We start from the raw sequence: 12,090 nt of genomic DNA, 5'->3' as shown, positions 1-12,090 counted from the left end.
GGGCAGGGGCGCTCGCGCTGCTGAGCGCCGCCGGTTGCTCGACCTCGGGCTTGGGTCTGCCGGCGCTCGAGCTCGACGACGTCACCACGGGTTCCGTGCGGCCGATCCGGCCAAGCATCAGCGTCGACAAGAACATCACCAGCCCCGGCGTCATGTATGCCGGGCTGACCGACGGCGGCTTCAACGTGCCGGAAGTGCCATATCTGAAGGTCAAGCCGGAATTCCGTCGCCAGATCGTCGTCGACACGACAGGCGAGGCGCCCGGCACCATCGTCGTCCATCTGCAGGAGCGCATGCTCTACCTGGTCCAGCCGGGCGGCGACGCGATTCGCTACGGCGTCGGCATCGGCAAGGATGGCTTCCGCTGGTCGGGTCGCGCCAACATCCAGTACGGCAGGGAATGGCCGACCTGGACGCCGCCGCCGGAGATGATTGCCCGCAAGCCTGAACTGGTGAAATGGCAAGCCGGACAGCCCGGCGGCCTCACCAATCCGCTCGGCGCGCGTGCCCTCTACATCTACCAGGACGGCAAGGACACCGGCTATCGCATCCACGGCTCGCCCGAATGGTGGAGCATCGGCCAGGCGATGTCGTCGGGCTGCGTGCGCCTGATCAACCAGGACATCATCGACCTCTACAGCCGCGTCTCCAAAAAAAATCCGGTCGTCGTCGTCTGACGCTTATGCGGCGTGTTGGCGCCGCTCGAAACTCCCGTTGCGCGATGCGGCAAGACAGGCCAAGGTGCCTTGAAAACCATCGCGCCGGGAGAAATCAAGCATGGCTGGAACGTTTGTCATCGCGCAGGGCGGCGGCCCAACCGCCGTCATCAACCAGACGGTTGTCGGGGCGACACTGGAGATCCGCAAGCGGCATCCCGGTGCCAAGGTGCTGGGCTCCATCCATGGTGTGCGCGGCATCCGTGACGGCAATTATATCGACCTTTCCGCCATCCCCGAGGACCGGCTGCGGCTGATTGCCGGCACGCCGAGCGCCGCCCTCGGCTCGACCCGCGACAAGCCCGACGCCGCCTATTGCGATGTCATCCTCAACGGCCTGAAGAAGGCCGGCGCCGACGCCTTCATCTATATCGGCGGCAACGACACGTCGGGTACCCAGCAGATCCTGACCGATGCCGCCGGCGGCTCAATTGCCTTCGTCCATGCGCCAAAAACCATCGACAATGATCTCGAGGAAAACGACCACACGCCGGGCTTCATTTCGGCGGCCGAGTTCGTCGCCGGCGCCTTCCTGTCCGTCGATCTCGATTTTCGTGCGCTGCCCGGCATCTATGTCGGCATCGTCATGGGCCGGCATGCGGGCTTCCTGACCGCGGCCGCGGCCGCCTGGCAGCTCGACCCCGACAGCGGCCCGCACCTCGTCTACGTGCCCGAGCGCCCATTCTCGGCCGCCGGCTTTATCGACGACGTGCGTGCCACGCTCGATCGCCACAAGCGCTGCATCGTCGCCGTTTCGGAAGGCGTCAGCACCGCCGACGGCAAGGCGCTGGTCGAAAGCCTGGTGCCGCCGGACAAGCTTGAGCGCGACGCGCATGGCAACGTCAAGCTGTCGGGCAGCGACCTGCCGGCCGCACTCGAGCGCGCGTTGGCGGAAGGCCTGCCGGGCAAGCGGGCCCGCGTCGATGCGCTCGGCTACATGCCGCGCGGCTATATCGGCGCCATCAGCGCGGTCGACGCGCAGGAGGCGTTCGATGCCGGCGCTTTCGCCGTCACCGTCGCCGAACAGGGCGGCGGCTCGGTGGCGTTGCAATATGACGGCACCAGAACGGTGCTGAAGAAAGTGCCGCTCAAGAACGTCGCCGGCAAGACACGCCACATGCCGGACGATTTCATGAAGCCCGATGTCAATCAGCTGTCGGATGCCGGCATGGCCTATCTCAAGCGGCTGGTGCCGGAAAAGTACAAGGTCGGGAAGCCCTTCGTCTGATGCCGGGCTCACACTTGATGCCCGGCTCACAGGTGATGCCCGACTGGTTCAGCAGGAGCGTCGTCGACGACAAGACGACGATGCTGACCGAGCCCTTCGTCCATGCCTATGTTCGGGCCAATATCTGGCATCTGCGCGGTCGCGATGCCGACCTGCTCGTCGACACCGGCATGGGCATCTGTCCGCTGGCGCCGCAGATCGAGACGGCGGAAGGCAAGCCGCTGCTGGTCGTTGCCACCCACATCCATCTCGACCATGTCGGCTCGCTGCATGAATTCCCGTTGCGGGCCGGGCCAAGGATGAGCGCGGCCCGGTTCGAGACCATGGATGAGGCCGCGACCTACGCCTACATGTTCCATGACCTCGACGGTGCCGTCTCGAAACTGCCGGCGCCCGGATGGAAGTCGGCCGACTACAGGATCCCGCCCGCGCCGTTGACGCGAACCCTGGACGAGGGCGATGTCGTCGATCTTGGCGACCGGCAATTTCGCGTGCTGCATTTGCCGGGCCATTCACCGGATTCGATCGCGCTGTTCGACGAGGTCGACGGCCTGTTCTTCAGCGGCGATGCCATCTACGACGCCATGCTGATCGACGACCTGCCGGATTCCGACCGAGCCGCCTATGTCAGCACGATGCGGCGCCTGCTCGACCTGCCGATCCGCATCGGTCATGGTGGACACGGACCGAGCTTCGACGGCAAGCGCATGCGCGAGATTGCCACGGCCTATCTCGAGCGAAGCGCCGGTGGCTGAGGCTCCAGCGAGACAGCAAGGTGCCGCCCAACGACTTTGCGGCCCTGCCGCCGTGCGGATATTAAATCTTCGTAAGGTCGCCCTAAAACCCTAAATCGGGCGAATCCGCGCCCTAGATGCAAGGCCGTCGATCCGGTTGGCTGCCATGTAGGCGAGACGGGCAATTGCGACCTCGACACGCCGATGACCGATTTCCCCGCACGGGAGAGGCCACGGCGCTGGATCAACTCTCGCCCGGACAAACGACCATGTCAGATATCCTTCGTAGGCATCGCGTCGCGGCCTTGCTGGGCGCTGCGCTGATCATATCCCCCTTCGTCATGTCTTTCGCCCAAGGCGAGGGCAACACCATTCCGACAACCCAGACGCCTGTCGCCGGCATCACCGCGCCCAATGGCTCGTTCGCACCCATCGTTGCCGCCGACAAGCCGGCGGTGGTGACGGTCACCACCGTCATGAAGGCACAGCCTGAAACGATGAGCGATGCATCTCCTTTCGACGGCGGCTCGCCTTTCGATGACTATTTCCGCCAGTTCTTCGGTGACCAGGGCATGCCGACGCCGAAGACGCCGCCACAACAGCAACCGCAGCGCGCCGAGGCGCTGGGTTCCGGCTTCATCGTCGGCGCGGATGGCACCGTCGTCACCAACAATCACGTCATCGATGGTGCCTCTTCGATCAAGGTGACGCTCGACGACGGCACCGAACTTCCGGCCAAGCTTGTCGGCCGCGATGCCAAGAACGATCTCGCCGTACTCAAGGTCAAGTCGGACAAACCCCTGCCGACCGTCAAATGGGGCGATTCCGACAAGCTCATGCCAGGCGACCAGGTGCTGGCCTTCGGCAATCCGTTCGGCATCGGCACCACCGTCACGGCAGGTATCGTCTCAGCGCGCGGCCGTGACCTGCATAGTGGCCCGTTCGACGATTTCATCCAGATCGACGCGCCGATCAACCACGGCAATTCCGGCGGTCCGCTGGTGGATGTCGCCGGCAATGTCGTCGGCATCAACACGGCGATCTATTCACCCAATGGCGGCAGCGTCGGCGTCGGCTTTGCCATTCCGTCGGATCAGGCCCAGAAGGTGGTCGCCAAGCTGATGAAGGGCGGCTCCATCCAATACGGCTATCTCGGCGTTCAGATCCAGGAGGTGACACCCGATGTCGCGAGCGCCATCGGGCTCGGCCATTCCGGCGGCGCGCTGGTTTCAGAGGTCAACGACGGTTCGCCGGCGGCCAAGGCCGGCGTCGAGACGGGTGACGTCATCACCAGCTTTGCCGGGCAGGACGTGAAGGATCCCAAGGACCTGTCGCGGGCGGTCGCCGATGTCGCGCCGGGCGCCAGGGAAACGGTGGATGTCTGGCGCAAAGGCAAGCCGATGCGGATTTCCGTCGATGTCGGCCAAAACAGCGCCGATGCGAAGACCGCGTCGCTGGACGACGGGTCCGACGCGCCGAGCGCCGGGCGCGCTCCCGCGATAGGACTCGGCTTGATGGATATAACGCCCGACATTCGCCAGCAGATGAACCTAGCCGGCAAGCAGCACGGCGCGGTGGTTGCCAGCGTCAACCCCGACAAAGCGGCCGCCGCTTCCGGAATACAGGCCGGCGACATCATCGTTGCCGTCAATCAGGTGCCGGTCAAGAATGCCAGGCAGGTAACCCAGGCGATCGCCTTGGCCGGCAAGTCCGGCAGGAAATCGGTGCTGTTGCTGGTCGAGCGTGGCGACGCTCAAATGTACATCGCGGTGCCTTTCGCCAATGGCTGAGAAATGGCGTTGACGTGAACATGGGACCGGCAGGTCCATCGGTGACGATCCCGCCGGTCTCCGCCCGTCAAGATTTCGGTTGCCCGTCAGGGCATCTTCGAGAACATTGCGTCAGGCCGATAGTGGCCTGATTGCATGGGGATTGCCGCTATGGTCACCCGAGGTTTCTCTTCAGGACGGCGCCCGCCAACCGATGGCGATGCCCGCATCCCGCCGGGCCAATATCTGGAACAGGGTTTTCCGGTGCTGTCGGCCGGTCCGACGCCGCGCGTGCGTACCGAGGATTGGTCTTTCACGCTGAAACATGGGCCACGCCCGATCAAGAAATGGAACTGGGCCGAGTTCAACGCCCTGCCACTGAACAAGATGACGCGCGACATCCATTGCGTGACCGCATGGACCAAGTTCGACACGCCGTGGCAAGGCGTGCTGGTCGACGATATCCTTGCCGATGCCGGTTTGGAGCCGCCGACCGGCTTCACGCTGGCGCACGCGTTCGACGGCTACACCACCAACGTGCCGGTCAAGGACCTCACCGCCGGCAAGGCCATGGTGGCGCTGCTCTACGAAGGCAAGCCGATCACACCGGACCATGGCGGCCCGGCAAGGCTGCTGGTGCCGCATCTTTATTTCTGGAAGTCGGCCAAATGGTTGAACGGCCTGCAATTCACCACGCGAGACGAGCCCGGTTTCTGGGAATTGCGCGGCTACCATATCTATGGCGACCCATGGCGCGAGCAGCGCTACACGGACGATCCATGAGCGATGCGGCGGCAGTGCAGTCGCCCTGGCAAACAGCCGGCATCGTCCGCATCGAAAAGCGCACGCCGCGTGTCACCAGCTTCTTTTTCCAGCCGTCTCGGCCCTTCGCCTATCGCGCCGGGCAGCATGTCGACGTCAGGCTGACGGCGCCGGACGGCTATCAGGCGCGCCGCTCCTATTCCATCGCCTCCGCGCCCGAAACGAGCGGCGCAATCGAACTGGCGATCGAAAAACTCGACGATGGCGAGGTCTCGCCCTTCTTCCACGAGGTCGCGGCAGTGGGCGATGAAATCGAACTGCGCGGGCCGCTTGGCGGGCATTTCGTCTGGCCGGAGGATGAGAGTGGACCGCTTGTTCTGGTCGGCGGCGGTTCGGGCGTCGTGCCCTTGATGTCGATGCTCCGCCACCGCGCCGCGCGTAATTCAGCGGTGCCCGTCGTCCTGGTCTTTTCGGTCCGGGTCTGGGACGAAGTGATCTTTCGTCACGAGTTGATCGCCCTCGACGAACGCCAGGACGGCTTCGACCTGATGCTGACACTGACGCTCGAAGCCGCACGCCGTCCAGCCGACTATGCGCGGCGGGTAGACGTCGCGATGATGGTTCAAGCCATGACGCGGCTGCCGGAGCCGCCTGGCATCGCCTTCGTCTGCGGCTCCAACGCCTTCGTTTCCGCGGCCGCCCAAGCGCTGATCGATGCCGGCGTTGCAGCGGAAATCATTCGCACCGAACGCTACGGAGTTTGAACGGACTCTGGCGGTTCGGTCGAGACACGATGCTTCAAGCCTTGAAAATCGACCGATGAGGTAATACCTTGTCGGAATATGGTATTACCAAGGAGTGAAGATGGCCACCACCGTCACGGCAAAGGGACAAGTGACCATTCCCAAACCCGTCCGCGACCTCCTGGGGATCGTCCCGGGCAGCAGAGTCGATTTCCGGCGCGCCGCCGATGGCAGCGTGGTGTTGGCTCGGGTTGACAGAAAGCCGCCTGAGAGCCGCTTCGCCAATCTGCGCGGCCATGCCGGCGAGGGGCTCACGACCGAGGCTATCATGGCGCTGACGCGTGGCGGAGCGTGACGTTCGTCGACACCAACGTTCTGCTCGACCTTGTTACGGACGATCCCAATTGGGCGGGCTGGTCGATCGCGCAACTCGAGGCGGCAAGCCTCGATGGGCCATTGTTGATCAATGATGCGGTCTATGCAGAACTTGCCGTTCGCTACATCAGAATCGAGGATCTTGAGGCATTTCTGGATGCGGCCGGTCTCGAAATGGCTCCGATGCCAAGAGCCGCGCTTTTCCTTGCTGGAAAGGTATTCACGCAATACCGCCGATCAGGAGGATCGAGGACCGGCGTCTTGCCTGACTTCTTCATCGGCGCACATGCCGCCGTCACCAAGCTTCCGCTTCTGACCCGTGATGTCGGCCGCTACCAGACCTATTTCCCATCCTTGAGGCTGATCACTCCCGACGCCTTATAGCTGCCGGGTGGGCCTTCCTTCAGCCGACCGGAAAGAAATCCGCCGACAGCAACTGGAAAGGCAAGGCGCCATAGGCGGCCACCGTGGCCGCGTCGTTCCACTCGCGAAACTGTCGCGATGGTCGCGCCTCGAGCGTCAAGGCAACTCGCGCGCCGCCGAGAGTCACCTTGCCGCGAAAATGCAGCACGCGTTCCCTGCCGGACCGGCTGATGGCCATGGCGCGCAGGCGGGCAATATGCTCGCCACCGTCATTGATCTCCATCTCGATGCGGCGCCGGACCGGCGGAACGCCGATCCTGACGGTGATTTCGAGCATCATGTCGCCGGTCGTTTGCGGACAGGCGATGGCCTGCGAAAACACCAAAGGCGCCGATGCCGCTTGCGGCTTGCGCGCGGCCGGTCTGCCGCGCCAAGGTTTGGCGGGCGGCTCCTGCTGCAACCGGCCCTTCTTCCGCTTCAGGCGCAACTGCTTGGCAAGCCCGCGCGACAGCCAGACCAGGCCGCCGAAATCCGTGCGCGGCTTGGCTTGCAGGACCGACGACCAACGCGACAGGCCAACCCCGTCGGCCATCTCCAAGATTCTGGCCATTGTCGGTTCCGGCACCGGAATGCCGATCTCGAACGTTAGATAGGATAACGCCACCGCCGCTGGAACCGCCAGGCCGCGTCTGCCGACGATGTCGAGGAACGTGTCCCAATCGACGTCTTCGCCATGGATGGCGACCGCGCAGTCGACAAGCCAGTCGCTGTGGGTGTGGGCGTCGAGGCCGCCATGGGCGATGGCCAAGGCCATGCGATCGGCCGGCGACGGCACAAAGACCGCGACGCCGCTGAATTGTGCCGGGACCGCCCGTTGCCAGATCGCCAGGTCGTCTTCCGCGCTCGTCTGCGACCCGTCATAGCCGAGCTGGTGCAGGTCGATGTCACCGAAACGGCCCTTGAAGAAGTTCATCGACCGCAGCGACGCCAACCGGGTTCGCAGATATTGCGCGCTGACGCCCGAGGCGATCTGCCAGTCGCGATCGCGCAAGATGTCGAAGACGGCAGCCATGTCGCGCGGGCGCACCAATATGTCGATATCATGCGCCACCCGGCCACGCTGCGCCGACGCGTTCAAGGCAATGCGGCTGGCGCCCTTTATCAGCATGATGTCGGCGCCGCCGTCGGCCATCGCCTTCAGCGCCGGCTCGGCCTCGCGCATCGCCATGCGCGACTTCGTCCACAGCATCTTCTGCAGGCCGACGAGGCGCGGATGGGCGGCATGCCCGGCCAGCTTCCTGCCGAACCTGTCGGAGATGGCGGCGAGCAGGCGATGTTCTCGAAACGAGACGAGATCGATGTCGTTCTCGTCCAGCCAGCGCGCGGCACAGGCAGCGGCTGCGTCCTCATCGGAGAGCAGCGCTGCCTTCAGCAACAGGTCCAACTGGCCGGTGGGCCACGACCAGCCATAGTCCGGGAAGCGGCGGCCGATGCGGCGAACGGGCGTGGCGTTCAACTGGAACCTGCCTTGTTCTGGGCTCGCCGCTGCATGGCGAGCCTTGCGACCTGGAGGTAGCCCCGGTCGCGTGCCGGATCGCGGCCGTAGGAAAGGCTGCCCGGACGGACGCGGCGCAATGCAAGCACGTCGTCGAGCATGGCAAGGGCAAAGCCTGCCTCACGAACCCGGGCGATCCAGTCAATCATCTCGCCGCGACCGCCTGGTGGGTCGATGATGGGACCGACGCTCTGCACCACCTCTTGGCGGATCATCATCGTCGTGCGCGACCAGCCAGTTCCACTGGTCGCATCGGGCAAATCGGGGCTGTCGCCGCGAAACGTCCGCCAATGCGTAAAGACGCCCGTTGTCCCGGGATGACGGTCGAGATGGACCAGCTGCTTTTCGATCTTGTCCGCCAACCACAAATCGTCGGCATCGAGCGTCGCGATGAGCGGCGTCGAGAGTGCCGCAATGCCACGGGTCGTTGCGCTGCCAGGTCCGGCATTGTCCTGTCGCAGCACCGTCACCGGCAAGTTCATCGCATCGATCACCGCAACCGTATCGTCGGTCGAACCGTCATCGACCACGACGACGGCCTCCGCCCTTGCCGTCTGGGCCAGGACGGAGTTCAGGGCCGCGCCGATGGTGGCGGCCGCGTTGAAAGCCGGAATGACGACGCCGTAGGCTGCCATCAAAGGAACCGCCACTGCGCGAGATCCTTGAAGTCGAAGATTCCCTCCACTCGGCGCAAGTTGGGGTCGGCCTTACGACGCTTCATCGACTTGTGAATGGCGCGCATGAACTCGCGAAAGGGCACATCGGCTTCCTTGGTCATGTTGCCGGGATGACGCCTGTAGTAGAGAGCCACCGTATCGGGCATAACGTATTTTGTCTGGCTCTCAAAGATACGCAACAGATAGTCGGTGTCCTCGGCCTGTTTGAAATCCTCGTCGAAATCTCCGGTGCGCTCGATGAGGTTTCGCGCAAAGATCCCGGCGGACAGGTGGATCCCTCGCACGGTGATGGAGTGGCTGTCGGCGGCCGGTTCCAGCGTCTCGCCATCTATCTTGTCGACCAGCGTCATGCGCGAATAGGTCAGGTCGAGGCCAGGATTCTCTCCGAAACAAGCGAGATCCGCCTTGAAGCGCCCTGTCGGGGAGATGTCGTCCGAATCGAGAAACGACACCAGACGAGTCTGCGGCAGCAACTGCTTCAGCCCGGCATTGCGCGCTTTGGTGACCCCGCCATTGATCTGCTGGAAAAGACGAATGCACGGGGCCTCGTCGATCAACGACCGTACGACGGCTGCCGAACCATCGGTCGACCCATCGTCGATGACGATGATGTCGAGATCGATGTCTTCGCGCTGCCTGAGCAGCGAGCGCAGCGCGAGGCCAACGAATTGTTCGCGATTGTAGACGGGCATGATGACGCTCAGCTTCATGGGCGTCTCCGGCAGCGTTGCGGGCTTGGCTGATCCGACTTGATTGTGTCGAGCATCATAGCATCCGCCAATCGGTGGGACTCTTCAATTCGAAGATGCCCTGGACCTCTCGCCGTGACGGATCGGCCTTGCGCCGCCGCATCGACTTGTGGATTGCACGCAAGTGGTTGCGGACCCTGCCGCTATGTTCCTTGGTGACATTTCCGGCATGGCGTCGGTAGTAGATCGCGACCGCGTCCAACAATTCGTAGTTCGGTCCCGCCTCGAAAACGCGCAGCAGATAGTCGGTATCCTCAGCCTGCTCGAAATCCTCATCGAACTCGCCCGTCCTGTCGACAAGCCCTCTGCTGAACACGGCGGCGCTCAGCGAAATTCCCCGAAGCGTCATCGTGCGGCTGTCGGCTGCCGGTTTCAGCCGCTCATCGTCAATCCGCTCGACCAGCGTCATCAGCGAATAGGTCAGCTCGAGTCCGGGGTCTGCTCTGAAGCGTGCAAGGTCCTTCTTGAACCGTCCGGCCAGCGAGATGTCGTCAGAATCCAGAAACGAAACGAACTCCGCATCCGGCGGCAGTTGCCGCAGCCCGGCGTTGCGCGCCTTGGCCACGCCCATGTTGGATTGCTGGGACAGTCGGATGCAGGGGTTTTCGCGCATCATCGAGCGCACGGCCTCAGCAGAGCCGTCGGTCGAGCCGTCGTCGATGACGATGATGTCGAGATCGGCGGCGTCCCGCTGCCGCACCAGCGAGCGCAATGCCGAAACGACATAGCGCTCACGGTTGTAGACGGGCATTATCACGCTCAGTTTCACGAAGCGCCCCGCGTGAGAAAGTCGGCAATCGTACCGGCTATCTCCTGTGGCTGCGTCCCCAGCGACAGACGATAGCACGGCAGCAGGCGGGTCAGGTCGCTGAAGAAGCGAAAGCCGCTCTCCCGCTCGCCCGGCATCTGCGCTATGCCCGACGGCGCCAAGGCAATCATGGCATCCCTGCGCGACACCGGCACGATCGAACTTGCCTCGCCTCCGCCGATATGTGGCACCAGCAGCGCGATGATGTCCAGAGTTTCGGGCACCGGCCGAGGCGCGATGTCATCAATGTGAAAAGCATGCTTGCCTTGCCAGTTGAGCGGACCATGCGCTTTCAGCCGATGCTTCAGCCCAAGCCGAACGAACCCCTGGGGATCCTGTTTGAGTGTTGAAAACAGTGGGCGGGCAGTCACGCCGTTGGAGAGGTCGACCAGCACATAGTCGTCGCCGACGCTGTCCAGTCCGTTGAGGAGGCCGGCGGCGACGGTTCCGGATTTCCCGGCCCCGCCCGCGCCGGCCAGCAGCACGCCCCTGCCCTTAGTCCCGAGCGTCCCCGCATGGGCCAGCCGCATGCCGCGTGCCGCATATTCCCAATGCAGGAAAGCCCGCAGCGGCGCTCCCGGCTCCCACGGTGGAAAGGCATCGGCCGAAGCCATCAATTGCACGCCAACGCGACGTTGCGGATCATAAAACTGCCAGAAATCCAGGTCGTGAAAATGGTTGCCGCGCAATCCGGCCTCCGCCAGCCGGGTGGCGAAGCCATGCTGCGTGAAGGGCCCCTGGCCCCAACTGACCGGTGCCGCGATGCCGTCTATGCCGGGATGTGCGACGAAGACGCGGCAGATGTCGGCAGGCGTTCGGTTGCCCGGAGCAGGGACAAAGCCATGAGCGACGGCATCCGCCAATGCGCCGGCGCTGACATGCGCGGTCAAATCCAGATGCGGCAAGCTCGCCTTGCGGGTCAGTGGATAATGCTCGGCGCTGCTCTCTGCTTGCGCCAGGACATGACGTGCGTAGTCAACCAAGTTTTCGAGAGTGACGTTCGGCATGGGTTTGCCTGTTCCGGAGCTGTCCGGCAACGAGAACCTGATGGGCGCTTCAGTTGGCCTGCTTCACCGCGGGCCAGCCGAGGGGCTCCTCGACCTCGTGGATGGGATCGACGACAATGAGATCGGCGAGATCGTCATGGATGTCGACCTTCAGGGGCTCTCTGGCAGCGGCGAGCTGAGCCAGCAATTCGCTTGGAGCCGGTCTTGCCACGCCATCGGTTACGGCCGCCAGCAAACCGAATTCGAGCAATTGTGAAACAAAGCCGTCAATCGCGGCGGCATCGAGGGCGCCAATGCCGGTCGCGGCGCCGACCAGTTCGGAGGCAGGCACGCCGGACGACAGTGCATCCCAAAGTCTGCTGCCTGAATCAGAGAAGCCGAAATATTTACCCGTGGTCAGGTCAAGAACGACGGCTTCGCCGTCGAAGGATTCAAAGACGATATCCTTGCTGGCAATGGCATAGATGCCGGATTGTCGCATGTTTGCTCCCCCGCCGAGCAGGCCGCGGAGATGATCTTCGGGCCTACGGTCAACCCCACCGTTGCAGGCGTCTAACCATTTGCAGGGTTTTTGGCAAGATGGCGCAGGCTCGGGGGCGAGCGC

General features: G+C 63.7%; 14 protein-coding genes. 8 read left to right on the top strand and 6 right to left on the bottom strand.

The genetic code is table 11. From position 1 onward, the window contains the following. The 8 genes from EN750_RS04705 to EN750_RS04670 form a co-directional block, all read left to right on the top strand. On the top strand, positions 1 to 677 hold a 677-nt coding region (locus tag EN750_RS04705), incomplete at its 5' end, for a L,D-transpeptidase (RefSeq protein WP_145967414.1). A gap of 100 nt (positions 678 to 777) precedes the next feature. Next, positions 778 to 1,944 (top strand): diphosphate--fructose-6-phosphate 1-phosphotransferase, encoded by a 1,167-nt coding sequence (locus tag EN750_RS04700; RefSeq protein ID WP_127395763.1) that lies wholly within the window; start codon positions 778 to 780, stop codon positions 1,942 to 1,944. Positions 1,945 to 1,979: 35 nt separating this feature from the next. Further along, complete coding sequence (locus EN750_RS04695) at positions 1,980 to 2,699, top strand: MBL fold metallo-hydrolase (protein WP_127328591.1); 720 nt, start codon at positions 1,980 to 1,982, stop codon at positions 2,697 to 2,699. Positions 2,700 to 2,947: 248 nt separating this feature from the next. Then, complete coding sequence (locus tag EN750_RS04690; RefSeq protein ID WP_127395762.1) at positions 2,948 to 4,468, top strand: DegQ family serine endoprotease; 1,521 nt, start codon at positions 2,948 to 2,950, stop codon at positions 4,466 to 4,468. Between the two features lie 150 nt (positions 4,469 to 4,618). Then, the gene (locus EN750_RS04685; protein ID WP_127395761.1) at positions 4,619 to 5,230 is read left to right on the top strand and encodes a molybdopterin-dependent oxidoreductase; all 612 of its coding nucleotides are present in this window, start codon (positions 4,619 to 4,621) and stop codon (positions 5,228 to 5,230) included. After that, positions 5,227 to 5,973, top strand: a complete 747-nt coding sequence (locus EN750_RS04680; protein WP_127395760.1) for an FAD-binding oxidoreductase — start codon at positions 5,227 to 5,229, stop codon at positions 5,971 to 5,973. Before EN750_RS04685 ends, EN750_RS04680 begins: the two co-directional genes overlap by 4 nt. A gap of 100 nt (positions 5,974 to 6,073) precedes the next feature. Continuing rightward, positions 6,074 to 6,307, top strand: coding sequence for an AbrB/MazE/SpoVT family DNA-binding domain-containing protein (locus tag EN750_RS04675; protein ID WP_127395759.1), 234 nt, complete (start codon positions 6,074 to 6,076; stop codon positions 6,305 to 6,307). Further along, positions 6,304 to 6,711 (top strand): type II toxin-antitoxin system VapC family toxin, encoded by a 408-nt coding sequence (locus EN750_RS04670; RefSeq protein ID WP_127267349.1) that lies wholly within the window; start codon positions 6,304 to 6,306, stop codon positions 6,709 to 6,711. The genes EN750_RS04675 and EN750_RS04670 overlap by 4 nt, the downstream gene beginning before the upstream one ends. A gap of 19 nt (positions 6,712 to 6,730) precedes the next feature. On the opposite strand, the gene EN750_RS04665 is transcribed toward EN750_RS04670, so the two are convergent. The 6 genes from EN750_RS04665 to EN750_RS04640 all read right to left on the bottom strand — a co-directional run. Beyond that, on the bottom strand, positions 6,731 to 8,206 hold the full coding sequence (locus EN750_RS04665; protein ID WP_127395758.1) for a nucleotidyltransferase family protein: 1,476 nt from the start codon (positions 8,204 to 8,206) through the stop codon (positions 6,731 to 6,733). Next, positions 8,203 to 8,880: a glycosyltransferase family A protein gene (locus EN750_RS04660; protein ID WP_127395757.1), complete on the bottom strand. Its 678-nt coding sequence runs from the start codon at positions 8,878 to 8,880 to the stop codon at positions 8,203 to 8,205. Before EN750_RS04660 ends, EN750_RS04665 begins: the two co-directional genes overlap by 4 nt. Further along, a complete protein-coding gene (locus EN750_RS04655; protein WP_127395756.1) occupies positions 8,880 to 9,632 on the bottom strand; it encodes a glycosyltransferase family A protein in 753 nt (250 codons plus the stop codon). Before EN750_RS04655 ends, EN750_RS04660 begins: the two co-directional genes overlap by 1 nt. 55 nt (positions 9,633 to 9,687) lie before the next feature. Then, entirely contained in the window at positions 9,688 to 10,440 is a 753-nt protein-coding gene (locus tag EN750_RS04650; protein WP_164873728.1) for a glycosyltransferase family A protein, read from the bottom strand. After that, a complete protein-coding gene (locus EN750_RS04645) occupies positions 10,437 to 11,486 on the bottom strand; it encodes a serine kinase (protein ID WP_127395754.1) in 1,050 nt (349 codons plus the stop codon). The genes EN750_RS04650 and EN750_RS04645 overlap by 4 nt, the downstream gene beginning before the upstream one ends. Before the next feature lie 49 nt (positions 11,487 to 11,535). After that, positions 11,536 to 12,090 (bottom strand): PqqD family protein (locus EN750_RS04640; RefSeq protein ID WP_245482614.1); only part of this gene is annotated, 555 nt, incomplete at its 5' end.

The sequence above is a fragment of the Mesorhizobium sp. M7A.F.Ca.ET.027.03.2.1 genome, assembly GCF_003999175.1.
Classification (GTDB): Bacteria; Pseudomonadota; Alphaproteobacteria; order Rhizobiales; family Rhizobiaceae; genus Mesorhizobium.
The sequence above is the reverse complement of the archived record's forward strand: the minus strand, read 5'-3'. Positions and strand labels throughout refer to the sequence as shown.